Below are 24,555 nucleotides of genomic sequence, written 5' to 3'. Positions count from 1 at the left end.
AACCCGCCGGCGGGAGTGGGGTATTCGGACAAAATGCCGAAGAAGTCGTACTAATTCCGTCGTCCGCCCTGGGGCGCATCGGCAGAAAATTATGCAAAACAGCAGCAACGAAAAACCGGGCTTCCCCTCCCGGAAAAGCCCGGCTGTGCCGTGCCCGGTCCGCGTCACGCCCGGTGTTTGTCGCCCCAGTCGCACATGCTGTCCAGAATGGGGATCAGCGACCGGCCCCGCTCGGTGAGGCTGTACTCCACCTTGGGCGGGATCTGGGGGTACTCCTCCCGGTGCACCAGGCCGTCCGCCTCCAATTCCTTCAGGGTGGCGCTCAGCGTTTTGTAGGAGATGGTGCGGATGTATTTTTTCAGTTCGTTGAACCGCACCACCTTGTACTCCATCAGGGCATACAAAATGAACATCTTGTACTTGCCCTGGATCAGCGACATGGTGTAGTTGAAACCGGTCTGCTGCAGATCCGCGTCCTTGATGCAGGCAAAACTCATAATACACTCTCCTGAAGGTTAGTACATTACCACAATGTGCGTACTTGTTTTCATGCGTGTGCTTGCTAAAATTATATTGTAAGAGGCGGCGGAAGTCAAATCCGCCGGCAGCGAAAGGAGCGCGCGGAACAATGATGAAGGATTTTGGCGTAGAACCCTATCTTTATCCCATGCCGACCTACATGATCGGCACCTACAACGAGGACGGCACGGTGGACGTGATGATGATGGCCTGGGGCGGCATCTGCGCCGAGGACATGGTGGCGCTGAACCTGGAGGCCGAGCACAAGACGGTGGCAAATCTTAAGGCGCGCAAGGCGTTCACCCTGGCGGTGCCGGGCATCGACACCCTGCCCCAGTCGGATTTTCTGGGCATCGCCAGCGCGGGCAAGGTGGCGGACAAGTTCGCCCGCACCGGGCTGCACGCCGTCAAGAGCGGGCGGGTGGACGCGCCGGTGATCACCGAGTATCCGCTGACGCTGGAGTGCGAGGTGGTGGAGATGCAGAACCAGCCCTACGGCCTGCGGGTGCTGGGGCGGATCGTCAACGTGATGGCGGACGAGAAGGTGCTGGACGAGGCGGGCAAAATCGACGCCGGAAAGCTGCAGGCCTTCGCCTTTGACCAGATGCGCAACGGCTACTATGCTGTGAGCGAAAAGGTGGGCCAGGCCTGGCACAGCGGCGCCGGCCTGATGAAGGGCTGACCCGTGCGCCGCGGCAAAACGGAATGATGGCGAAAGCGGCAGGTTTTGAAGCGGCCTGCCGCTTTTTTTGACGCTGTGGGTATCGGATCGGCGAATGGCGGAATATACTGATGCAGAGAAGCAAGGGCGCTTCCCGGACGGGGGGCGCCCTGTATTTTTTGCAGCGAGGTGTATGTTATGTGCGGGATCGCGGGGTTTTGTGACTTCAAAGGGGAATTTCTCCAGGACGCCGGGCGCTGGACGCAGGTGCTGGTGAAGATGCGGCAGGCCATCGCCCACCGGGGCAGCGACCAGACGGGGGAGTACCTGCAAAACTGTGTGGGGCTGGCCCACACCCGCCTGTCCATCCGGGACCTGGCCGGCGGCGCGCAGCCCATGGTGCGCCGGCAGGGCGGGCGGGAGTGCGCCATCGTCTACAACGGCGAGGTGTACAACGCCGAAGAGATCAAACAGGACCTGCTGGCCCGGGGCTGGCGTTTTGAGACCACCTGCGACACCGAGGTCATCTTGCTGGGCTACATGGAATACGGCATGGCGGTGGCCGAAAAGCTCAACGGCATCTACGCCTTCGCCATCTGGGACGGCCGGCGGCAGGCGCTGTTCCTCTGCCGGGACCGGCTGGGCGTCAAGCCACTCTTCTACACGACGGAAGGGGGCCGGCTGGTGTTCGGCTCGGAGCCGAAGGCCCTGTTCGCCCATCCCCGGGTGCGCCCCGCGGCGGACGCGGACAGCTTCCGGGAGATCTTCGGGCTGGGGCCGGCCCGCACCCCGGGCTGCGGGGTGTTCCGCGGCCTGCGGGAGGTGAAGCCGGGCTGCATCCTGGAGTATTCCCGGCAGCGGGTGGAGGAACGGCCCTACTGGTCGCTGGAGGCCCGGCCCCACACCGACAGCTACGCCGGGACGGTGGAGAAGGTGTCCTTCCTTTTGCGGGACGCGGTGGAGCGGCAGATGGTGTCCGACGTGCCGGTGTGCAGTTTTCTGTCCGGCGGCATCGATTCCACCGTGGTCACCGCCCTGGCCAGCCGGCGGCTGGCGAAGGAGGGAAAGGCCCTCAACACCTTCTCCTTCGACTTCGCCCGCAACGACGACTGCTTTCAGGCCAACGCCTTTCAGCCCAGCCGCGACCGGCCCTATGTGGATCAGGTGCTGGGGCTCTACCCGCTGCACCACACCTATCTGGAGTGCGACGAGGCCACCCTGGCCGACCTGCTGGGGGACGCGGTGCGGATGAAAGACCTGCCGGGCATGGCCGACGTGGACGCCTCGCTGCTGTATTTCTGCGGGAAGGTCAGCCGGTACAACAAGGTGGCGCTCACCGGCGAGTGCGCCGACGAGATCTTCGGCGGCTATCCCTGGTTCTACCGGGAGGAGCTGCTGCACGCCGACGGGTTCCCCTGGTCGGCCGACCTGTCGGCCCGCACCGCCCTGCTGAGCGAGGAGACGCTCCGGGAACTGGATCTGGAGGAGTATGTGGGGCAGCGATACCGGGACACCCTGGCCGGCACGCCGGTGCTGCCGGGGGAACAGGGCGCGGACCGGCGCAGGCGGGAGATGAGCTGGCTGAACCTGCGCTGGTTCATGCAGACGCTGCTGGACCGGATGGACCGCACCAGCATGGCCTGGGGCCTGGAGGCCCGGGTGCCCTTCGCCGACCACCGCATCGTGGAATATGTGTACAACGTGCCCTGGGAAATGAAATACCGGCAGGGCATGGAAAAGCGCCTGCTGCGGGACGCCTGCAGCGACCTGCTGCCCCCCTCGCTGCTGTACCGCAAAAAAAGCCCCTATCCCAAGACCTACTCGCCGGTGTACGAGGCGCTGCTGGCCAGGCGGTTCCGGCAGGTGCTGGAGGACCCCGTCGCGCCGGTGAACCGCTTTGTGGACCGGGAGAAGGCCGAGCGGTTTCTGGCCCAGCCCAAGGACTACGGCCGCCCCTGGTTCGGTCAGCTGATGGCCGGGCCGCAGATGCTGGCCTATTTTTTGCAGATCAACGACTGGATGCGGATGTACCACATCGGGTGAGACAGAAAGAGGCCGCCGCGGGAACAAACGTTCCCGCGGCGGCCTCTTGCGCGTTTTGTAAAGGGGAGGGCAAAACTCCCGCCGGCCAGGGAGCCCGCCCTCCGCTTTCGGCAAAAGACAGGCGGTTCAAAACCAGCCCATCCAGACCCCGGCGGCCATGGTGGCAATGCCCAGGGCGCGTCCCACCCGGTGAGCGGTGCGTACACCCAGCAGCGCGCTGGTCTCGGGCGTGACCAGGGGAAAGAACAGAATGTCCAGCCCCACAAGCAGCATGCCGCCGCCGGCCAGGGGGGCCCGCCCGTAAAGCGCGCCGGCGAACAGCGTCAGTACGCCTGCGGCCAGCAGGGGGAAAAACCATTTGATACAGCGCTGGTCACGCAGAGCAGTGCGCTCATAACGTTCCTTGCAGGCGTCGCAGCAAAAGCGCTGCCCGCGCGGCAGTTTTTTGCCGCACCATTCGCATCGTTCCATGGCATGCCCCCCTTCCGGACGGGCCATTTGACGGGCCATTTACAGCTTTGCCAGTTCCACGGCCACCTTGGCGGCCAGGCGGGCGTTGTTGTAGGCCAGCTGGATGTTGGTGGCCAGGCTCTTGCCGCCGGTGTACTCCACGATGTGCGCCAGCAGGTAGGGGGTGATGTTCTTGCCGTGGACATGGTCCTTTTCGGCGGTGGCCAGGGCCTTGTCGATGACGGCGCTCATCTCGTCAAAGTCCAGGGCGTACTCCTCGGGCACCGGGTTGCCGATCAGCATGCCGCCGGCAAGGCCCAGATCCCACTTGGTGCGGGCGATCTTGGCGATCTCGGCGGGGCTGGTGGCGGTGTAGTCCACCCCGAAGCCGCTCTTGCGGCAGTAGAAAGCGGGGAACTGGTCGGTGTTGTAGCCCAGCACCGGCACGCCCATGGTCTCCAGATACTCCAGCGTCAGGCCGATGTCCAGGATCATCTTGGCGCCCGCGCACACCACCGCCACCGGGGTGTGGGCCAGTTCCTGCAGGTCGGCGCTGATGTCCATGGTGGTGGTGGCGCCCCGGTGCACGCCGCCGATGCCGCCGGTGGCGAACACCGGGATGCCCGCCAGGCTGGCCAGGATCATGGTGGAGGCCACGGTGGTGGCGCCGGTGCCGCCGGTGGCCAGGATGATGGGCAGGTCGCGGCGGCTCACCTTGGCCACATTCTCGCCCTTGCACATCAGTTCCAGCTCCCCGGCGGACAGGCCCACCTTCATCCGGCCGTCGATGATGGCCATGGTGGCGGGCACCGCGCCCTCGGCGCGGATGATGCGCTCCACCTCGGCGGCGAAGGTCAGGTTCTCGGGGTAGGGCATCCCGTGGGAGAGGATGGTGCTCTCCAGCGCCACCACAGGCTTGCCCGCCTCCACGGCGGATTTTACTTCGGGTGCGATGTCCAGATAGTTCTTCAGATTCATACCACATACTCCTTTATCATAGTGTGAACGGCTTGCTCGCTCATCGCTTCGTTGATGGTGTCCGGCGCGGCGATGGCCACCAGGCCCGCCCCCAGCGCGAAGTTCAGCACCTCGCTCTCGCTTTTGCCCGCCAGCGTGGCGTGGATGATGCCCGCCATGGTGGCGTCCCCCGCGCCGGTGGCGTTCACCAGCTTGTCAAAGGCGCGGCTGCGCCGGTGGACGCTGCCCTCGGGGCCTTTATAATAGATACCGTCCGCCCCCAGGCTCACGAACACCCGCCGCACCCCCGCGGCCAGCACCCGGGTGCAGGCTTCCTCCAGGTCGGCGTCGGTGGCGATGGACATGCCCGCCAGCACCTCCATCTCCAGCCGGTTGGGCTTGATGGTGTCAAAGCGGCCCAGCACCGGCAGCAGTTTTTTGGCCCAGGTGGTGCTCACCGGGTCGACGTAGAGGGGGGCGGTGCAGTGCTGCGCCAGATACTCCAGCGCGGGGGCGGGCAGGTTGCCGTCGCACACCACCGGCGCGGCGTTCAGGAACTTCAGCCGATGGGCCACAAAGGCCGCGTCCATGGCCGAGAGCACCCGCATGTCGCTCATGGCCACCAGCATATCGCCCGCGGAGTCCATGATGGAGATGTAGCTGGAGGAGGGGTGGTTTTCGCGCACCGTCAGCTGCGACGTGCCGATGGACAGCGCCGCGCAGGAATCCAGCAGCATCCGGCCGTAGACGTCGTCGCCCACGGCGCTCACCAGTTCGCACCGCTCGCCCAGCCGGGTGAGATTGTCCAGAATGTTGCGGGTGACGCCACCCACCGACACATGCAGCCGGCCGGGGTTGGAGTCCCGCATGATGAGGGGGGCGAGGCTCTGGCCGTGGATGTCCACATTGGCCCCGCCGATGCCCGCCACATAGCTTTGATCCAAGAAAACACCTCCCGAAAAAAGCCCTGTTTGGAAAATATCATTTTACTACATCCGTCTTCAAATAACAAGGGGGTGGCCAAAAAACGCCGCGGGTGAATAAAACCCACCGGCGCGCTGCAAACTAAGGGCAAAGCGATGACCCGCCGCCCCGGCCGCTTTCGGCCCGCGCGGCCGGCAGCAGAAAAAAGCAAGGAGCGATAGCATGAACAGGATCATCTCGTTTTTTAAAGGCAAGGGCTTTTATCTGGCCCTGGCCCTGTGCATCCTGGCGGCGGCGGCCAGCAGCTTTTGGGCCATCCGCAACGTGATGCAGCGGTTTGGGCCGAACGCCACCAGTGGGATCGAACAGGAGGGAACACAGGAATGGGATTTGCCGGACGTACAGGTGGAGCAAAAGGTGAACGATGTGCCCGTGCAGTCGGACAAGCAGTCACAGCCGTCGTCCTCGGCGTCTGGCTCTGGCGCGCCCTCCGAAGCGGCTGGCGACTCTGGCGAGGCTGCCGCTGTGCCCGAACCCTCCTTTGTGCAGCCGGTCGAGGGGCAGATCTCGCAGGTCTACTCCGGTGACGAACTGGTCTACAACGAGACGCTGAAGGACTGGCGCACCCACAACGGCGTGGACATCGCCTGTGCCGAAAACGCCACGGTGAAGAGCGCGGTGGCGGGCACCGTCTGCAACATCTATGAGGACGGCATGTGGGGCCAGATCGTGGAGGTGGAGGCCGGCGAACTGACCTGGCGCTATGCCGGTCTGGACGGTTCCAGCCTGCAGGTGGCGGTGGGCGACGCGGTGAGCGTGGGCCAGACCCTCGGCAGCGTGGGCGAGGTGATGGCCGAGACCGCCGCCGGCCCTCACCTGCACCTGGAGGTGCTCAAGGGCGGCAACCGGGTGGACCCGGAACACTATTTCGGATAACAAAAGGAAGGACCCCCGCCGCCCGGCGGGGGTCCTTTTGCGCGTTTTCGGGCTCAGACCGTCTGGCCCAGGGCGGCGGCCCGGCGGCCCGCCGCGGCCTCGGCGGCAAGGTCGCCGGCAAGGCGGCCCCGGCTGCGGGCGGTGAGCAGTTCGTTCGCGAAGAGCAGAAGATCCGAGCGCAGCAGCACCGTCTCGCCGGCCTCGCCCTCGCCCTTCGCCGGGCGGATGGACGCGAGGCCCGCCTGGCAGAGCAGGGCGCACAGCCGCTCGTAGGCGGCCAGGTCCGCCCGGGGCGCGGCCAGGCTGTACCCCTCGGCCAGGGTGGCGGGGCTGGCGGCAAAGCGGCTCAAAAACAGTTCCAGCTCGTCCAGCGGGTCCCGCCCGGCGGGCAGGCAGGCACAGATCTGCGAAGCCAGCGCGTCGCCGTTCTCCGCCAGCAGGCGGCGGGGGCTGCGGCTCTTCAGCAGGGTGGGCCTGCGGCGGCAGGCGATGCTGAACACCAGCGTGAGGCCGTCCATCAGCGCCGCCAGAAACAGGCAGAAGAGGGCCATGCCCCGCTGGGCGGGCGCGGCCAGGGCCAGCAGCGGCTTCAGGTGCAGGTCGGTGATCTGCAAAGCCGGGTCGTCGGCGCTCCGCACCTCCTCGCCCGCCACCTCGTTCACCCGCAGCACCGCGTTCAGGATCTCCGAGGTGAGCAGCGTTTTCATCTCCTGGGCGTTGGCCCGGGTGACCGCCCCGCCGGGCAGCCGGGCGGCCAGCTGGTCAAAGGAGGCCATCAGCCCCTCGCCGGTGCCGGACAGGGCCGCGTCCACCGGGCGCAGCAGATCGTCGGTGGAGAGGGTGCTGCCGGTCTGGGAGGCGGCCAGCTGCGCCAGCCGGCCCGCCGCGGCGCGGGCCTCGGCGGAAAGGGCGCCCTCCGCCTCGGCGGCGGTGAGGGCGTCCAGCAAAGCGGCACGGACGCTCTCCAGCTTCGCCGCCACCGTTTCGCCCTCGGCGGAAAGTTCGCCGGCCGCCGCCGCAAAGGCGGAGAGGTCCGACGCATTCTGCGCCGCGGCCTCGGCCAGGGCGCTTTCACTGTCGAAGCCGTAGCGGGTCAGGATGGCCTGGCGGGCCGCCGCCTGCTCGGCGGGGGCGCTTTGGGTGATGCTGGCCAGGTAGGCGTTGTAGGCCGCCACATAGTCCTCGTAGTTCGCGTAACTGCTCCGGCTGGGGGCGCGCAGGCCGCCGGAATATTCGGCGCTCACCTCTTCCAGCTCTTTGGAGCAGGCGGCCAGGCGGGCGCTCTCCTGCTCCAGCAGGCTGTACCGCTGGGCCAGGTCGCTCACCAGGCCGTTGACCTGGTCCTGGGCGGTGCGGAAGGCCTGGGCGCGGCGGGCGGCATAGTCGCCGTCCAGTTCGCTGCGCACCTGGGCGTACTCCGCCGCCAGGTACATGGCGGGCGGGTTCACCGTGTTGTAGATGCCCACATAGGAATAGTAGGTGGAGCAGCACAGCGCCAGCCCCAGCGCCACGCAGCGCAGCGGGGTGACGCGCACCCGCAGGCTGCCCGCCAGGAACCAGGCGGTGGCCTGCACCGCCAGCGCGAAGAAGAGGGGCGCCAGCACAAAGATGCCCCCCAGGAACACGGTGGCCCCCTGCAGGGTGGTGATGAAGCTGATGGCCTGCAGGAGCAGCGTCACGAAGGTGACAAGGCGCAGCAGGTTCTCCTCGCCGAAGAAGCCCCGGCGGCGGCCCAGCAGCATCAGTTCGGCCCCCTCGGGGGCCCGGGCCGGCGCGGCGGGGGCGAAAAGTTGAGAAAAACTGGACATAGAAAAGGACCTCGTATCTGAAAAGTTCGGCGCGGCGGGTCACAGGGCCCCGGCGGCGCATTCCTCGGACGGTTCGGCTCCATCCCCGGCATCTTCAGGGGCGGGCTTTTCGGTGAGGGGCAGCGCCACCTGCACACAGAACAGGTCGGCGTCCACCCGCACCTCCAGCGTGCCGCCGCAGGCCTCGGTGAAACTCTTGGCGATGGACAGGCCCAGCCCGCTGCCCTCGCCGGTGCGGGAGGGGTCCCCCCGCACAAAGCGCTCGGTGATCTCGCCGGGGTCAAATTCCATCTCATAGCCCGCCACGTTCTTCACCCGGGCCACGGCCTGTCCGTTTTCGGCGGTCAGTTCCACATACACCCGGCTGCCCGCCAGCGAGTAGCGCAGGGCGTTGGAGAACAGGTTCTGGAACACCCGATACATCCGCTCGCCGTCCGCCAGCACCCAGGCCTCGGGGGCGAGGGAGGTGCGGAAGGTGAGGGGACTGGCGGCGATGGCCTCGTCCATGTCCGCCAGGGTCTGCCGGATGAGTTTCGCAAGGTCGATGGGCGCGGGGGCCAGAGGCAGGCTGCCGCTGGCCGCCTTGGACAAATCGAACACGTCCTGCACCATGTGCTTGAGCCTGTCCGCCTTGCGCTGGATGACTTTGGCGTAGTCCGCCGCCGCGCCCTCCAGGGGCTCGGCGCAGAGCAGGTCGGCATAGTTGATGATGCTGGTCAGCGGCGTTTTCAGGTCGTGGGAGACGTTGGTGAGCAGTTCCATCTTCATCCGGTCCGCCCGGCGCTGCTGCTCCACCGCCGCGTCGATGCCCTCCCGCAGGGCGTTCAGGTCCTCCGCCGCGTCGTGCAGCGGGGCGGACGCCTTGAAGTGCAGGGGCCGGGCCGCGCCCTCGCTGCGCAGGGTGTGCAGCGCGCCGGTGAGGCGGCCGGCGTCCCGGCAAAAGCGCAGCTGAACAACGAGGCCCGCCAGCGCCACCGCCAGCGCGGCCAGATGGCCCAGCACAAGGGCGAACAGCACAAGGCCCGGGGCCGCCCAATAGCAGGAAAAGAACATCAGCCACAGCAGCGGCACCATCGCCGCCGGCACCAGCCAGCACAGCACCGCCGGCCACGCCACCCGGGCCTGCCAGGGCTGCCCCAGCCAGGCGGCGCGCACCAGGCCCCCCAGCCGGGCCAGAAGGCTGCGGCGGAACACGCCCGCACCGCCCTGGCGCAGGTCCACGGCGGTCAGCCACACCAGCGGCCAGCCCAGAACGGGCAGTACGGTCCAGAGGGGATCGGGGAAGTAGATCACGCGCCAGCACCAGAAGCAGAAGAGGGCCGCCAGCCAGATAAGCAGCTTTGCCTCCAGCCACACCCGGCCGGTGAGGGACGCGGCCCAGGCCCGGGCGGGCTTTGCCCGCCGGTGCCACACAAGACACACCACACCGCACACAAGGGCCGCGGCGCTGCCGGTGAGGATGAGCAGCAGGAAGGGCCGCAGGTCGGCCGCCTGCACCCGCCCCTCGCTGACGAATCCCGGCTGCCACAGATCGCCGCTGTTGCGCACCGCCAGCACCACCACGGCGCTTTCCAGCCCCTCGGCGCTGGGGTGCACCGTCTGGCCCGCCAGCAGCTTGTCGTAGGCCGCCAGCAGCGCCCGGTTGCCCCAGGAACTGCCGTCACTGTAAGCCAGCGCCACCGAATAGCCCAGGGGCGCGGCCACCCGGCCGTCCTCCCAGAGGGCAAAATCACTGTTGGTGAAGGCGGCGCCGGTCTCCGTGTCGGGCAGCACGGCAAAGAGCACCTCCCCGCTGGCCAGCGCCCCGTCGTCACTGCCGATCGCCTGCCGCGCCTGGGTGCGCAGCTGGGTGTTCTGGCTCTCGGTCAGGGTCTGGCCGGTGGGGCTCGCGCCCCCGGCGGCCATCAGCGAGCAGTTGTAGAACAGGTCGGCCATGCGCTGCTGGTAATACACCGAGCCGCTCACCTGGCCGGCCAGCAGATCGCCCATGCCGGCGGCGCTGCCGCCCAGCACGGCGGGCCCGCACGCCAGCAGGCTGAACAACGCCGCCAGCAGGCCCATCATCCCCAGCCAGCCGCACAAAACGCGGGCGGCCAGCTTACTTTTTTTCCAGTCGGTACCCAAGACCCCACACCACCTTCAAGTATTCCGGTTCCTTCGGATTCAGTTCGATCTTTTCGCGGATGCGCCGGATGTGCACCATCACCGTGTTTTCCGGCGCGAAGGCCGCCGCCTCGTTCCACACCCGGGCGTAGATCTCTTCGGCGGAAAAGATGCGCCCGGGGTTTTTCATGAACAGTTCCATGATGCGCGTCTCGGTGGGGGTGAGCTTCACCGGCGCGCCGTCCGCCGCGAGGGTGTGGGCGTCAAAATCGTATTCCAGCCGCCCCACCCGGCGCACCGAGCCCCCGGCCCCCGCGCCGCCCAGTTCCAGATACCGGCGCAGGTGGCTTTTTACCCGCGCCACCAGCTCGATGGCGCTGAAGGGCTTGGTGATGTAGTCGTCCGCCCCGATGGAAAGCCCCAGCACCTTGTCCGAGTCCTCGGTCTTGGCGCTCATCACCAGAATGGGCAGGTTGCGCTTTTGCCGGATGCGCATGATGGCGGAAAAGCCGTCCAGCCGGGGCATCATCACGTCCATCAGGATGAGATGCACCGTCTGCCGTTCCAGAATGTCCAGCGCCTCCAGCCCGTTGGCCGCCCCGTGCACCGTGAAGCCCTCCTTTTCCAGATACAGCCGCACGGCGTTCACGATGTCCGCGTCGTCGTCGGCCACCAGGATACAAAGCGGTTCCATCCGTCTGCGCCTCCTTTCCGTCTTTGCCTTTATTGTACGCGATGGCAAAGACCTTGCCAACCGTCTGCCAGTATATCCTGTAAATCTTACGACACGGCCGCCCTTTTTCTTACAAATTTCTTAAAGGGCGCGTCGCGGCAGATCCGGCATGCGATGCGCGGAAAGAGGGGCCCGAATGCCGGAGCAAGAAGGGCCCCGCCGCCGGGCGTGGTCGGGGGGGCGTTCCGCCCCGCTTGTTTGTCAGGAGTTCGCCGCCCCGGCAGGCGGCCGCCCCAACGGAGGACCCGCCTTTTCCGCTCCCCGTGCCCGGCAGCCGGTCCCGCGCGGGAGCCTCTCCCGGTTTTGCCCGGAGAAAAAGAAAGGAGCGGCTGTTTTCCCGGTCGAAAACAACTGCTCCTGGCTATGCTCTTGCCGCGGCTTTGGCCGCTGCCGGCCGCCCATTCAACGTTTTCACAGGCTGACCGCTGTATCCGCGCCTGGCTCACGCCTCCCCGGCGGGGAAGTCGGCCTCTGAAATGATCTCGTACCACGCGGCGGGGAAAGGAAACCACTCCCCCAGCGGGGATGTCCGATAGCAGGCCGTCTTTTGCTCCGGAGAATAGTAACACTCGATTTCGTACTGGAGAAAAGGATACTCCTTGTGGCGCATTATTAAGGAGCAGCCCCGCCAACCCGCGCCGTCTTCGATGTCCGCCGGCGGTTGTCCATCGCTGTGATAGACCTCCATGAAGGCGGCGATCAGCGCGGGGTCGTCCACCTGGAAAAGGGAGTCCTCCTGGCAGATGAACGAAATGGAAGCCACCGTTTCCGCGCTCGGCGCCCCCAGCGTCACGCCCTCCCGCCGCCAGAGGCTGTAATCCGGGCCGCCGATATAAAAGTGGACGGGATATGTGTAGAGAAAGGTTCGCTCCTTGTCGCCCGCCACCTCATAGATATTTAATGCAGGCGTTTTATCGGCGTCCTCGCCGCAGACCCCGATCTGCGGCCCATACTCCGCCTCTGTGGTCGTCCAGCAATACCGGCTGCCGCTGTAGCGTATGTATGCCTCTTCATCCTCACGAGGATAGCTTCGCTCGTATCTGACGCCGTCCACGCAGAGGACCTGGGAATTGCCCTCGCTCTCCATCCGATAAAACGGAAGATCCTCCCGGGACCGGCACCCGGCCAGCGAAACAACGGCCAGCCCCAAAAGGAGCGGCAGAAAGGCCCGGCGGATTTTTTCCCTGTTCATGGCACCATCCTCTTTTTCCCTGGTTCAAGAGTCGCGCGGCACACCGCCCCGCGGGGCGGGAGCCGTTGAGTGTTTCTGCCGCGGCCTGCTCCGGGGCCATGGGCAACGCGCAAGCGGTCAGCGGGGATGGACGGCACCCGCCGCTCTGCGATGGCCCCCGCGCTTTTTTGAACTGCTGTGATAAAAAATATAGCACAAAGGGATGCGCAAGTCCATGTTGTTGCAGCCGGTCCGGGGCGCCGCCCGGCACAGGCGTTCGGGGACGCGGGCAACCCCGCGCCCCCCCGGCCTTGTATGCGGGGGGCTTTTTGTGTATAATGTATTCTGTATTGCTATGACTGTTGGAAAGGGGCGAAGAGGATGGGGCGCACCGTTCTTGTGGGCAGCACCGGCTTTGTGGGGGGCAACCTTTTGGCCAGCCACGCCTTTGACGCGGCCTGCCACTCCACCGATGTGGCCGATCAGTTCGGCAAGGACAACGACCTGGTGGTCTACGCCGGGGTGCCGGCGGCCATGTATCTGGCCAACCGGGACCCGGAGGCGGACCTTTCGGTGATGCGCGCCGCGCGGGAGAACCTGCGCCGCCTGAACGCAAAGCAGACGGTACTCGTCTCCTCCATCGCCGTCTATGCCGACAGCCGGGGCAGGACCGAGGCGGACGAGCCGGCCGGCGCGGGCCTTGCTCCCTACGGCGCCAACCGCCTGCGGCTGGAACAGTGGGTGCGCGAGGATTTTGAAAACGCCCTCATCGTCCGGCTGCCAGCCCTCTACGGCAGAGGGCTGAAAAAGAATTTCCTTTACGATCTGCACACCGTCGCCCCGGCGATGCTGCGGCCGGACAAATACCGGGAACTGGCGGCAAAGAGCGACCTCGTGGCCGCCGGCTACGCCGACGGCGGCAACGGCTTTTACAAACTCACCGGGGCGGTGGACGCCGCGGCGCTGCGGGCGTGGTTTTCGCAGAACGACTGGAACGCCCTCCACTTCACCGACAGCCGCTCGGTGTATCAGTTTTACGACCTGGCGGGGCTGTGGAGCCACATCGAAACGGCCCTGGCCGCCGGGCTGCGGGTGCTGAATCTGGCCACCCCGCCGGTGAGCGCCGCCGCCGTCTACCGGGCGGTGAGGGGAGGCACCTTCAAAAACGAACTGCCCGGCGCGCCCTTCGACTACGACATGCGCACCGAACACGCCGCCCTGTTCGGCGGGGCGGGCGGCTACCTCTGCACCGAAGAGGAGGAACTGGCGGGCATCCGCCGCTTCATGAAAAGCTGGGAGGGACAGGCATGAGACTTTCCGCTTCCAACATCGGCTGGAGCGCAAGCCAGGACGAGGCCGTCTGGGCGAAGATGCGCCAGCTGGGCTACACCGGCCTTGAGATCGCGCCCACCCGCGTCTTTCCGGAAAGCCCCTACGACAACCTGCCCGGCGCGGCGCTGTTCGCCGGGGTGATGTGGCAGAAATACGGCTTTTCCATCCCCAGCATGCAGAGCATCTGGTATGGCCAGACCGGCAGCATCTTCCAGCCGGAGGAGGCCGCGGCCCTGGCGGACTACACCGCCGAGGCGCTGGAGTTCGCCTATGCCTGCCACTGCAAAAGCCTCGTGTTCGGCTGCCCCCGCAACCGCACGATCCCGGAGGGCCACACCGCCGCCGAGGCGGACGGCTTTTTTGAACAGCTGGCCTATCTTGCCTGGCGGCGGGGCGCGGCGATCGCACTGGAGGCGAACCCCCCGATGTACAACACCAACTTCCTCAACACCCACAAGGAGGTGTTCGCCCTGGCAGAGCGGCTGGACCGGCCAGGCCTGGCGGTGAACCTGGACGTGGGGGCCATGGTGGCAAACGGCGAGACGGCGGCGGAGGTGGCCGCCCATCTCCACCGGGTGAACCATGTGCACATCAGCGAGCCGGGCCTTGCCCCCATCCGGCCGCGGCCGCTGCACCGGGAACTGGCGCTGCTGCTGAAAGGGGTGGGCTACCAGGGCTTTGTGTCGCTGGAGATGAAGGCCGCGGGCGAGGAGGAACTGACCCGCAGCCTGGAATATGTGGCGGAGGTGTTCGGCTGAGCGATGGAAGGGCGAAAGAACATTCCCGGCGTGCCGGACTATACGGTGGAAACGCTGGCGGAAAAGCGCAGCGATTACTGCCTGCTCATCCCCATCATCAACGAGGGCGGGCGCATCCTGAAGGAGCTGGACCGGGCGAAAGCAGCCGGCGTGTGCGGCCTGGTGGATATCATCCTGTGCGACGGCGGCAGCACTGACGGCAGCATGGCGCTGCCGGGGCTGAAAAGCCGGGGGGTGAACTGTCTGCTCACCAAAAAAGGCCCCGGCAAGCAGGGGGCCCAGCTGCGCATGGGGCTGCACTTCGCGCTGGAGCGGGGATATGCGGGCGTGCTCACCATCGACGGCAACAACAAGGACTCCATCGAGAGCGTGCCCCTTTTTATCGAAAAGCTGAAAGAGGGCTACGACCTGGTGCAGGGCAGCCGCTTCATCAAGGGGGGCAAGGCGGTGAACACCCCGCCCGCCCGCTGGCTGGCGGTGCGCCTCATCCACGCGCCGGTCATCAGCCTGGCGGCCCGCCACTGGTTCACCGACACCACCAACGCCTACCGGGCCTACAGCCGGGCCTACCTGACCCACCCGGCGGTGCAGCCCCTGCGGGACATCTTCCCCGGCTACGAGCTGCTGGCCTACCTGAGCGTGCGGGCCACCCGGCTGGGGCTCAAGGCCTGTGAGGTGCCGGTGGAGCGGACTTATCCCAAAAACGAGCCCGCCCCCACCAAGATCAAGGGCTTCAAGGGCAACTCGAACCTTTTGAAAATTCTGTTCGCGGCGCTGGCGGGCCGGTATGACCCGGAATAAGGGAGGCAGGGCATGACCTACGACAAGATCATCCTGGGCGCGGGGCTCTACGGCCTGTACGCCGCCGAAAAGTGCGGCGGGGCGGGCCAGCGGGTGCTGGTGCTGGAAAAGGATCCCGGGCCTTTTTTGCGGGCCACCTACATCAACCAGGCGCGGGTGCACATGGGCTACCACTACCCCCGCAGCTACTCCACCGCCATCAAGAGCGCCCACTACTTCCAGCGCTTCTGCCGGGACTACGACTTCTGCCTTTTGCGCCAGTTTGACCAGGTCTACGCCACCAGCGCCCACTTCTCCTGGACCAACGCCGCCGAGTTCCGGCGCTTTTGCGCGGCGGCACACATCCGCTGCGACGACGTGGCCCCCTCGAAATACTTCAACCCCGGCCAGTGCGACGGGGCGTTCCTGACCACGGAATACACCTACGACGCGAACATCTTAAAAGAGCACTTTTTAAAGCGCATCGCGGGGATGGAGAACGTCACGGTGCTCTACTCCCGCAAGCCCGATTCCATCGAACAGGCGGGCGGCGTCTGGCGGGTGAAGGCGGGGGACGTGAGGGCTGAAGCGCCCTTTTTGCTCAACGCCACCTACGCCGGGGTGAACGAAGTGCACGCCATGCTGGGCTTTGAGCCCTTCAAGATCAAGTACGAACTGTGCGAGATCATCCTGTGCACCGTGAGCGACGCGCTCAAAAACACCGGCATCACGGTGATGGATGGGCCCTTCTTCTCCATCATGCCCTTCGGGCGCACGGGGTACCACAGCCTCACCGCGGTGGCCTTCACCCCCCACCTGACCAGCTACGACGGCCTGCCCGCCTTTGACTGCCAGGCGAAAAGCGGCGGGCGGTGCCGCCCCGGCGACCTTGCGAACTGCAACGACTGCCCGGCAAAGCCCGCCAGCGCCTGGCCCCAGATGAGCCAGCTGGCCCGCAAGTATCTGAAAGAGGAGTACGCCTTTGCCTACGCCGGCAGCCTGTTCAGCATGAAGCCCATTTTGAAGGCCAGCGAGATCGACGACTCCCGCCCCACGGTGATCCGCCGGTACTCCGACGCGCCGGCCTTTGTGAGCGTGCTCTCCGGCAAGATCAACACGGTATACGATTTGGACGAGGTGCTGCAAGATGGCCCAGAACAATAAAGAGAGCAATTTCGTCTCGGCGGTGGTCTGCCTGCACAACGCGGGCGGGGCCGCGGCGGACTTTTTTGCCGCCCTGGACGGGGTGCTGGCGGAGCATTTCGCCCACTATGAACTGATCGCGGTGAACGACGGCTGCACCGACGACACGGTGCCCGCCCTGAAAAAGTGGGCCGCCGCCAGCCTCACCGCGCCCCTGACGGTGGTGAACATGAGCCTGCGGCAGGGGGTGGAGCGGGCGATGAACGCCGGGCTGGACGCCGCCATCGGCGACTTTGTGCTGGAGTTCGACCGGCCGGCGATGAACTACGACCCCGACCTCATCTGGCAGGCCTATCAAAAAGCCCTCACCGGCTTTGATGTGGTCACCGTCTGCCCCAGCCGCCAGCGGCTGACCAGCAGGGCGTTCTACCGGGTGTTCAACCGGTTCAGCAACAGCCCCTATAAACTTTCCACCGACGCCTTCCGGCTGGTGAGCCGCCGGGCGGTGAACCGGGTGAAGGCCATCAGCGACGATCTGGCCTACCGCAAGGCGGCCTACGCCGCCAGCGGCCTGGCCTGCGCCAGCCTCACCTTCGAGGGGCGGGCGGCGAAGGACGACGGCCCCCGCCTGGACAAAGCGGTGGACAGCCTCGCCCTCTACACCGACGCGGGCTACAAGCTGAGCCTTGGCATCAGCCTGGGCATGATGTTCCTCACCCTGCTGGCGCTGGTGTACACGGTGGCGGTGTTCTGCCTGGGCCAGCCCATCGCCGGCTGGACCACCACCATGCTGCTGCTGTCGGCGGGGCTTTCGGGCCTGTTCTTCATCCTCACCATCGCGGTGAAGTATCTGAACCTGCTGGTACGTCTCACCTTCAAAAAGCAGAGTTACCTCATCGAGGGCGTGGAGAAACTGCAAAAATAAGCAAGGGGGCCGGTTTGGCCATGAAACACGTTCTGAAAAAAGACATGAGCCGCCGCGCCTTCTGGATCGCCGTGGCGCTGGTGGTGCTGGCCAAGGTGGCCGTCAGCCGGTTCCAGATGATCTGGGTGTGGGTGGACGGCGCGCCCATCGACGATGAGCTGATGTTCCGGGCGGCGCAGAGCATCTCCGCCGGGCAGTGGCTGGGCGCCTACGACTGGCTCACCCTCTCGAAGCACATGTTCTTCGCGGTGTGGCTGGCGGTGTGCAACGCGCTGCACGTCCCGTATCTGGCGGCGGGGCAGCTGCTGGCCTGCGGCGCGTCGCTGGCCTCGGCGCTGGCCTTCGCCCCGGTGCTGCGGCGGTACAAAAGCCGCTTTCTGGTGTTCGCCCTGCTGGCCTTCAGTCCGGCGGTGAGCGCCAGCTTCACCCTGCGCGTTTATCGGGACAACATCTTTCCCGCCCTGTGCATGTTCTTCTTCGCGGGGCTGTGCGGCTGGGCGCTGCGCTGGCGCGGGCCGCTGGCCAAGGGCCTGCCCTGGCTGGGAATGGCGGGGGTGGGCCTCGCCCTGGCCTGGCTGACGAGGGAGGACGGCATGTGGCTGCTGCCCTTTGCCGCCGCGGGCAGCCTCATCCTGCTCATCACCGCCCTGCGGGCGGCGCTGCCCGCCGCCCAAAAACTGGCCCGGTGCGCCGCGCTGGCCATCCCTTTCGCCCTGCTGGCGGCGGGGCTGCTGGCCTTCAGCGCGGTGAACTACGCTTACTACGGCGTGTTTACCGTGAGTGATTTTTCCTCCGGCGGCTTTTCCGCCGCCATGGGCGCCATGACGCGGGTGGAGGCGGGCCAGTGGCAGCCGCTGGTGAGCGTGAACGCCGCGGCGCGGCAGCTGCTCTATGAAAAGGTGCCCGCCCTCGCCCCGCTGGAGAAGTGGCTGGAAGAGGACGACGATTTGCAAAACAGCTACCGCAACCCCAAACTGGACGACTACCAGTCCGGCAGCTTCTACTGGGCCATCCGCAAGGCGGCCTGGTACGAGGGCGTGTATGACAGCGCCCAAAAGGCGGAAGCATACTGGCAGGGGGTGGCGGACACCATCAACGAACTGTGCGACGCGGGCGAACTGCCCGCGCGGGGCGGCAAACGCAGCGGCACCACCCCCCCCATCCGGGCGGAGTATGTGGGCCCGGTGCTGGCCGAGGGGGTCCGCAGCCTGTGGTACTCCCTCACCTTCGGCGGCTGCGAGCCCTACGACGCCGAGAATCTCTCCATCGGCCCGGTGGAAGACCTGGCGGTGTGGGAGAATTATCTGGGCCAGCGCACCAATTCCGCCGCCCAGGCGGGCACCGCGCTGCCCTATTACAGCCCGGCGCAGCGGCTGGTGTATCTGGGGCTGGAGACCCTCCGGATGGCCTACGCCCTGGCGCTGCCGGTGGCCTTTGTGGCGGCGGTGGCGCTGCAGCTGCGGGCGGTGCCCGGCCTGGTGGCTGACCTGCGCCGCAAAAAGGCCGCCCCGGGGCGGGGGATGCTGGCGCTGCTGCTGGCGGGCCTCTTCGCCATGGCGCTGCTGCGCTGCTTCATGATCGCCTTTGTGGAGGTGTCCAGCTTCAACATCGGCACCTACGCGATGTATCTCTCCACCGTGCACCCGCTGCTGCTCCTGTTCAGCGCGGCGGGCATCCTCACCCTCTGGAAGGAGAACGTGCCATGGCAGAACTGATCGTGGTGGGCGCGGGCGCCGCCGGGCTGATGGCGGCGGGCGAAGCCTGCCGGCGGGGGCATCGGGTCACGGTGCTGGAGCACAGCGAGATGCCCGGCAAAAAAATTCTCGTCACCGGTAAGGGTCGGTGCAACGTCACCAACAACTGCGACGAGGCCACCTTTTTGCAGAACGTGCGCACCAACCCCCGGTTTTTGTTCTCCTCCATCCGCGCCTTTCCGCCGGCGGCCACCATGGCGCTGTTCGAGGAGCTGGGCGTGCCCCTCAAGACCGAGCGGGGCCGCCGGGTGTTCCCGGTGAGCGACAAGGCCGCGGACATCCGCGCCGCCCTGCTGCGCTGGGCCGACGGCGCGAACGTCGTGATGGACGGGGCAAAGAGTCTCGTTCTGGAAAACGGGCGCTGTGCCGGCGTGGTCACGGCCGGCGGGCGTCGCCTTTTGGCGGACTGCGTGCTGGTGGCCACCGGCGGGGTGTCCTACCCCGGCACCGGCTCCACCGGCGACGGCTACAAACTGGCAAAACAGGCGGGCCACTCCATCGTGGAGCCGGTGCCCAGCCTGTGCAGCCTGGTCAGCCCCGACCCCGCCTGCAAAAAGATGATGGGCCTCTCGCTGCGCAACGTCACCCTGACGCTGCTGCGGGACGAAAAGCCCGTGTTCCGCGAACTGGGGGAGATGCTGTTCACCCACTTTGGCATCTCCGGGCCGCTGACCCTCTCCGCCTCCAGCTACATCCGGGAGATGGAGCAGCACCGCTGGACGGCCGAGATCGACCTGAAGCCCGCCCTGGACGAGGACCAGCTGTACCAGCGGGTCTGCCGGGATTTTCAGCTGCTGGGGGCGAAAAGCGCCCAGGGGGCGCTGGCAAAGCTGCTGCCCGCCAGCATGCAGCCGGTGATGGTGGAGCGCTGGGGCGTGGACCCGGCGACGAAAGCCAGCCAGATCGACAAGGAGAGCCGCCGGAAGCTGGTGAAGCTGATGAAGCACTGGCAGGTGCCCGTCAGCGCCCGGGGGGACCTGGCCCACGCCGTCATCACCAGCGGCGGGGTGAACGTGAAGGAGGTGGACCCCCGCACTATGGCCTCCAAACTCTGCCCCGGCCTGTATTTCGCCGGCGAGGTGCTGGACGTGGACGCCTACACCGGGGGCTACAATCTGCAAATTGCCTTCTGCACCGCCCAGGCGGCGGCGCGGGCGTTTTGAATGTTTGAAACCGGGGCGGCGGTGTCCGCCCAATTTTGAAAAGCAAGGAGCATGTGAAACGATGATCTCTGTGGCCATCGACGGCCCCTCCGGGGCCGGCAAATCCAGCCTGGCGAAGCGCCTGGCCAAGGAACTGGGGTATCTCTATGTGGACACCGGCGCCATGTACCGCTCCATCGGCCTGTACGCCAAACGGGCGGGGGCGGACACGAAGGACGCCGCCGCCGTGGCGGCGCTGCTGCCGGCCATCCGGCTGGAACTGAAGTATGTGGACGGCGCCCAGCGGGTGCTGCTGTGCGGCGAGGATGTGAGCGAGTCCATCCGCGCCGAGGCCATCGGCATGGCCGCCAGCGACGTGTCCGCCCATCCGGCGGTGCGCCAGTTCCTGCTGGACACCCAGCGCCAGATGGCCCGCACCCACGACCTGCTGATGGACGGGCGGGACATCGGCACCGTCATCCTGCCGAACGCCACCGTGAAGATCTTCCTCACCGCCTCCCCCGAGGCGCGGGCGAAGCGCCGGATGCTGGAACTGCGCCAGAAGGGCCAGCCGGCGGACTACGACACGGTGCTGGAGGACATCCGCCAGCGGGACTGGCAGGACACCCACCGCGCCGCCGCGCCGCTGAAACAAGCCCCGGACGCGGTGCTGGTGGACACCAGCGAGATGGATTTTGAGGAGAGTTTCCAGACGCTGAAAAATCTCATCCTGCAAAAGGTGGGACAATCAAAGGATCAGGCGCCGTGCGCCGAAGTGAGGTAAGCAATGTTTTACGCAATCGTACTGCGCGCGGCGTGGCTGCTCTGGCACCTGGGCTTTTCCATCAAGGTGGTGGGCCGGGAAAATCTGCCAAAGGACGGCCGGGGCTTTGTGCTGGCCCCGAACCATCTGTCCGCCATCGATCCGGTGTTCGTGGTGATCGCCCGGTTCCACGGCCAAAAGATGCTGGTGATGGCAAAGGAAGAACTGATGCACGTCAACCCCTTCTTCACCTGGTTCTTTCACAAGGTGGGGGTGTTCGGCGTGGAGCGCGGCCGGGGCGACACCACCGCGGTGGACGACGCCATCGAACAGGTGCGCGGCGGGCGGGGGCTGCTGATCTTTCCCGAGGGCACCCGCTCCAAGACCGGCGAGCCGGGCAGGCTGAAAAGCGGCGCCTTCGTGGTGGCCAGCGCCGCCGGGGTGGACATGATCCCCTGCCGCATCATCTACCGCCACGGCCACATGCGTCTGTTCAGCGGGGTGCGCATCTGCTTCGGCGAGCCCATCCCCGCCGAACAACTCTACCTGGGCGAGCACAAGAGCGCGGCGAAGCTGCGGGCCAACAAGCAGCTGCTGCTGGACGCCTGGCAGAAACTTTACGACGCCAACCGGTTTGAATGAGGAGAGAGCCATGAAGATCATCAAGGCAAAGACCGCCGGCTTCTGCTTCGGGGTGGACCGGGCGGTGAAACTCACCGCCGAACTGGCCGCAAAGGGTCACAAGGTGGCCACCCTGGGGCCGCTGATCCACAACCCCCAGTGCGTGCGCCAGCTGGAGGCGATGGGCGTGGTCACGGCCGGGGGCCTGGAGGACGTGCCCGCCGGCTATGAACTGGTCATCCGCAGCCACGGGGTGCCCCAGTCGGTGTACGATCAGATCGCCGCGGCGGGCATCGTCTGCCACGACGCCACCTGCCCCTTCGTGGCCAAGATCCACCGCATCGCCCGCCAGGCCAGCGAGGAGGGCGCCGTGCTGCTGGTGGCGGGGGACGCTTCCCACCCCGAGGTACAGGGCATCGTGGGGCACACCGACGGCGAGGTGTTCGTTTTCTCGGATCTGGCCCATCTGGAGGGGTGGAAAGGCCCTGAGACTCCGGACAAACCGGTATACGCGGTGGCCCAGACCACCTTTCAGGTTACAAAATGGCAAGAATGTGCCGCGTTTATAAAAAAAGGGTATACAAACGCCAAAATATTTGATACAATATGTAGTGCGACGTGGACGAGGCAACAGGAAGCGGAAGACCTCAGCCAGAAATGCGACCTGATGGTCGTCATTGGTGGTCATCATTCTTCCAACACCCAGAAGCTGGCAGCAGTCGCCGCAAAGCACACCCGGTGTGTTACGGTGGAGACGGCCAAGGAGCTGGATCCCGCCTGGTTTTCCGGGGTGCAAACGGTGGGTGTTACGGCCGGGGCTTCCACGCCATCGTCTATTATTGAGGAGGTACTTAACAGTATGAGTGAAGAAATTCGTGACGAGATGAGCTTTGCCGAGATGTTTGCCGAGAGCGAAGCAAATCTCAAGCCCGTCTACGCAGGCAAGGTTGTGGAGGGCACTGTTACCAGCATTACGCCCAACGAGGTGCAGGTGGACATTGGCACCAAGCACACCGGTTTCGTGAAGCTGAGCGAACTCACCGATGATCCCGCCGCCAAGGCCGAGGATCTGGTCAAGGTTGGGGACAAGCTGGACCTCGTCGTCGAAAAGGTCAACGATCAGGAAGGCGTCGCCTACCTGTCCCGCAAGCGTCTGGAAGCCATGAAGGGTCTGGAGGAGGTCCGCAAGGCCGCCGAGGACGGCACCGTGATGGAAGGCGTCGTCACCGAGACCAACAAGGGCGGTGTGATCGTGCTGGTCAAGGGCGTGAAGGTGTTCGTGCCCCGCAGCCAGGCCACCATGCGCCGCGACGAGGACATCAACGCCCTGGTCAAGCAGAATGTGAAGCTGGTCATCACCGAGTGCGCCGGCCGCAAGATCGTGGGATCCATCAACAAGGTCACCGCCGAGGAGAACGCCGCCAAGCGCGAGGCCTTCTGGGCCAACGTGGAGGTGGGCAAGACCTACACCGGCGTGGTCAAGAGCCTGACTGCCTACGGCGCCTTTGTGGACGTGGGCGGCGTGGACGGCCTGTGCCACATCAGCGAGCTGAGCTGGAACCGCATCAAGCACCCCAGCGAGGTGGTGAACGTGGGCGACACCATCGAGGTGTACGTCAAGGCGCTGGACACCGAGAACCACAAGGTCTCCCTGGGCTACAAGAAGCCCGAGGACAACCCCTGGGTCAAGCTGCAGAACGAGTATCCCATCGGCAGCGTGTTCACCGCCCCCGTGGTGAGCATCACCAAGTTCGGCGCCTTTGTGCGCATCTTGCCCGGCATCGACGGCCTGGTCCACATCAGCGAGATCAGCAACGACCGCGTGGAGAAGGTCAGCGACGTGCTGAAGGTGGGCGACGAGGTCAAGGTCAAGCTGCTGGACGTGGACTTCGACAAGAAGCGCATCAGCCTGTCCATGAAGGCCGTGCTGAACGACGAGGCCGAGGGCTCCGACGCCGAGTAAATCTTTTGAACAAAAAACACCGTCTGCCCCACGGCAGGCGGTGTTTTTCTATCTGTGCGCCGGGGCAATGCGGGCGCTTTCCAGTGCCGCCGGGGCGAAAGGCGGGCTTGTGCCGCGGGTTCCGGGCCAATCGCGCCGCCGGAACAGGTCAAAAAAGGGGCAGGGCCAAAGCGGGCCGCCCGCGGGCGGCGGGCCGGCAGGAAAGGGGACGGAAGGAAATGCGGCTGAACAGTGGGCAGCACAAGGCGCTCTACCAGGCGATGAAGGCCGCCGCGAAGGCGCGGAAGATCAAGCTTTCCGCCGAGCGTGACCTGTACAAAAGGACGGATCCCTATTTTTATGACACCTTCTGGTGGCCGGAGGAGATGGCCAGCGGCCGCATCGGCATGACGCTGGACATCACGGTGAAGTACTGCCGCTTCGACGAGCTGCAATACGGCATCCTGTGCCCGGGCGAGGAGGCCCGTTTCACCGACAAGCTGCGGGCCAACAGCGGCATGCTGTGTCGCGCGGCCTTTCCGCGGATGACGCAGCACTTCGATTTTGACGGCAGCGAGGCGGCCATGCCGGGGCTGTGCGAGGACCTGCTGGACTTTCTGCGAGACTACTGCGCCGGTTTTTTGGCCATGGTGGAAGAGACCTACGGCGACCTGGACGGCTACTACATCGCCCACCGGGACACCATGCCCCGGCTGGCGGGCCTCGCCTTTCTGGACCGGGGCGACGCGGCGGGCGCGGCCGACTGCTTTTCCCAGCCCAACATGGACGGGGAGAACAGCACCTGGTGGGTGCCGGTGGAAACGGAGGAGCAGCGCCGGCGGGCCCTGGCCAGCGGGATCTGTCTCTGTGAGCACCCGGGGTACACCGCCGTCTACCGCCACCGCAAGGACCAGTTCCGGGACTATGCCGCCGCCCTGCGCGCCGGGCTGGAGTGGACGCGGGACCGGGCGATGTTCGGCCTGCTGCCCGAGGAGCGGGCCGCGGGCGGGCTGAACGGGTGAGCCCGCCTCAAAAAAGGCTGGGCAAACGGCGGCCGGTATGGTATACTGAGAGCAAAGACAAACCGCGC

General features: G+C 66.0%; 22 protein-coding genes. 14 read left to right on the top strand and 8 right to left on the bottom strand.

From position 1 onward, the window contains the following. Positions 1–164: 164 nt before the first annotated feature. Positions 165–497, bottom strand: a complete 333-nt coding sequence (locus ACH2A7_RS03945; RefSeq protein ID WP_394960288.1) for a winged helix-turn-helix transcriptional regulator — start codon at positions 495–497, stop codon at positions 165–167. Between the two features lie 131 nt (positions 498–628). Here ACH2A7_RS03945 and ACH2A7_RS03940 point away from each other — a divergent pair, with 131 nt between their 5' ends. After that, a complete protein-coding gene (locus ACH2A7_RS03940) occupies positions 629–1,201 on the top strand; it encodes a flavin reductase family protein (RefSeq protein WP_394960286.1) in 573 nt (190 codons plus the stop codon). Between the two features lie 177 nt (positions 1,202–1,378). After that, positions 1,379–3,223 (top strand): asparagine synthase (glutamine-hydrolyzing), encoded by a 1,845-nt coding sequence (gene asnB / locus ACH2A7_RS03935; protein ID WP_394960284.1) that lies wholly within the window; start codon positions 1,379–1,381, stop codon positions 3,221–3,223. 126 nt (positions 3,224–3,349) lie between these two features. On the opposite strand, the gene ACH2A7_RS03930 is transcribed toward asnB, so the two are convergent. The 3 genes from ACH2A7_RS03930 to ACH2A7_RS03920 are packed head-to-tail and all read right to left on the bottom strand — an operon-like array spanning position 3,350 to position 5,574. Continuing rightward, entirely contained in the window at positions 3,350–3,694 is a 345-nt protein-coding gene (locus tag ACH2A7_RS03930; protein ID WP_394960282.1) for a DUF2116 family Zn-ribbon domain-containing protein, read from the bottom strand. A gap of 39 nt (positions 3,695–3,733) precedes the next feature. Continuing rightward, on the bottom strand, positions 3,734–4,651 hold the full coding sequence (locus ACH2A7_RS03925; protein ID WP_394960280.1) for a pseudouridine-5'-phosphate glycosidase: 918 nt from the start codon (positions 4,649–4,651) through the stop codon (positions 3,734–3,736). Further along, complete coding sequence (locus ACH2A7_RS03920) at positions 4,648–5,574, bottom strand: carbohydrate kinase family protein (RefSeq protein WP_394960278.1); 927 nt, start codon at positions 5,572–5,574, stop codon at positions 4,648–4,650. Before ACH2A7_RS03920 ends, ACH2A7_RS03925 begins: the two co-directional genes overlap by 4 nt. A gap of 202 nt (positions 5,575–5,776) precedes the next feature. On the opposite strand from ACH2A7_RS03920, the gene ACH2A7_RS03915 reads away from it, so the two are divergent. Beyond that, a complete protein-coding gene (locus ACH2A7_RS03915; protein ID WP_394960277.1) occupies positions 5,777–6,490 on the top strand; it encodes a peptidoglycan DD-metalloendopeptidase family protein in 714 nt (237 codons plus the stop codon). A 53-nt stretch (positions 6,491–6,543) separates the two neighbouring features. Here the strand turns inward: ACH2A7_RS03915 and ACH2A7_RS03910 are convergent, their stop codons facing one another. From ACH2A7_RS03910 to ACH2A7_RS03895, 4 genes are all read right to left on the bottom strand, one after another. Further along, positions 6,544–8,298 (bottom strand): hypothetical protein, encoded by a 1,755-nt coding sequence (locus ACH2A7_RS03910; protein WP_394960275.1) that lies wholly within the window; start codon positions 8,296–8,298, stop codon positions 6,544–6,546. 39 nt (positions 8,299–8,337) lie between these two features. Next, positions 8,338–10,422, bottom strand: coding sequence for a sensor histidine kinase (locus tag ACH2A7_RS03905; RefSeq protein ID WP_394960273.1), 2,085 nt, complete (start codon positions 10,420–10,422; stop codon positions 8,338–8,340). Then, a complete protein-coding gene (locus tag ACH2A7_RS03900; protein ID WP_394960271.1) occupies positions 10,397–11,095 on the bottom strand; it encodes a response regulator transcription factor in 699 nt (232 codons plus the stop codon). Before ACH2A7_RS03900 ends, ACH2A7_RS03905 begins: the two co-directional genes overlap by 26 nt. Positions 11,096–11,576: 481 nt before the next feature. Continuing rightward, complete coding sequence (locus ACH2A7_RS03895; protein ID WP_394960269.1) at positions 11,577–12,326, bottom strand: hypothetical protein; 750 nt, start codon at positions 12,324–12,326, stop codon at positions 11,577–11,579. 360 nt (positions 12,327–12,686) lie between these two features. Here ACH2A7_RS03895 and ACH2A7_RS03890 point away from each other — a divergent pair, with 360 nt between their 5' ends. The 11 genes from ACH2A7_RS03890 (at position 12,687) to ACH2A7_RS03840 (ending at position 24,487) form a co-directional block, all read left to right on the top strand. Further along, positions 12,687–13,616, top strand: a complete 930-nt coding sequence (locus ACH2A7_RS03890; RefSeq protein ID WP_394960267.1) for a sugar nucleotide-binding protein — start codon at positions 12,687–12,689, stop codon at positions 13,614–13,616. Further along, entirely contained in the window at positions 13,613–14,395 is a 783-nt protein-coding gene (locus ACH2A7_RS03885; protein WP_394960265.1) for a sugar phosphate isomerase/epimerase family protein, read from the top strand. The genes ACH2A7_RS03890 and ACH2A7_RS03885 overlap by 4 nt, the downstream gene beginning before the upstream one ends. A 3-nt stretch (positions 14,396–14,398) precedes the next feature. Continuing rightward, the gene (locus tag ACH2A7_RS03880; RefSeq protein WP_394960263.1) at positions 14,399–15,196 is read left to right on the top strand and encodes a glycosyltransferase family 2 protein; all 798 of its coding nucleotides are present in this window, start codon (positions 14,399–14,401) and stop codon (positions 15,194–15,196) included. Positions 15,197–15,208: 12 nt separating this feature from the next. After that, positions 15,209–16,339 (top strand): FAD-dependent oxidoreductase, encoded by a 1,131-nt coding sequence (locus ACH2A7_RS03875; protein WP_394960261.1) that lies wholly within the window; start codon positions 15,209–15,211, stop codon positions 16,337–16,339. Continuing rightward, positions 16,323–17,243: a glycosyltransferase gene (locus ACH2A7_RS03870; protein WP_394960259.1), complete on the top strand. Its 921-nt coding sequence runs from the start codon at positions 16,323–16,325 to the stop codon at positions 17,241–17,243. The genes ACH2A7_RS03875 and ACH2A7_RS03870 overlap by 17 nt, the downstream gene beginning before the upstream one ends. A 20-nt stretch (positions 17,244–17,263) precedes the next feature. After that, a complete protein-coding gene (locus ACH2A7_RS03865) occupies positions 17,264–18,958 on the top strand; it encodes a hypothetical protein (RefSeq protein WP_394960257.1) in 1,695 nt (564 codons plus the stop codon). Continuing rightward, positions 18,946–20,160, top strand: a complete 1,215-nt coding sequence (locus ACH2A7_RS03860; RefSeq protein ID WP_394960255.1) for an NAD(P)/FAD-dependent oxidoreductase — start codon at positions 18,946–18,948, stop codon at positions 20,158–20,160. The genes ACH2A7_RS03865 and ACH2A7_RS03860 overlap by 13 nt, the downstream gene beginning before the upstream one ends. Positions 20,161–20,221: 61 nt before the next feature. Beyond that, the gene (cmk, locus tag ACH2A7_RS03855) at positions 20,222–20,923 is read left to right on the top strand and encodes a (d)CMP kinase (protein WP_394960253.1); all 702 of its coding nucleotides are present in this window, start codon (positions 20,222–20,224) and stop codon (positions 20,921–20,923) included. A gap of 3 nt (positions 20,924–20,926) precedes the next feature. After that, positions 20,927–21,544 carry a lysophospholipid acyltransferase family protein gene (locus ACH2A7_RS03850; RefSeq protein WP_394960251.1) on the top strand — a complete coding sequence of 206 codons (618 nt, stop codon included), beginning with the start codon at positions 20,927–20,929 and terminating at the stop codon, positions 21,542–21,544. A 10-nt stretch (positions 21,545–21,554) separates the two neighbouring features. Then, positions 21,555–23,486 (top strand): bifunctional 4-hydroxy-3-methylbut-2-enyl diphosphate reductase/30S ribosomal protein S1, encoded by a 1,932-nt coding sequence (locus ACH2A7_RS03845; protein WP_394960250.1) that lies wholly within the window; start codon positions 21,555–21,557, stop codon positions 23,484–23,486. Between the two features lie 218 nt (positions 23,487–23,704). Further along, complete coding sequence (locus tag ACH2A7_RS03840; RefSeq protein WP_394960248.1) at positions 23,705–24,487, top strand: hypothetical protein; 783 nt, start codon at positions 23,705–23,707, stop codon at positions 24,485–24,487. Positions 24,488–24,555 lie beyond the last annotated feature (68 nt).

It is taken from the genome of Candidatus Allofournierella merdavium (genome assembly GCF_944382735.1).
In the GTDB taxonomy this organism is placed as follows: Bacteria; Bacillota; Clostridia; order Oscillospirales; family Ruminococcaceae; genus Allofournierella_A; species Allofournierella_A merdavium.
Note: the sequence above shows the minus strand (reverse complement) of the source record. Positions and strands in the feature narration are given on the sequence as shown.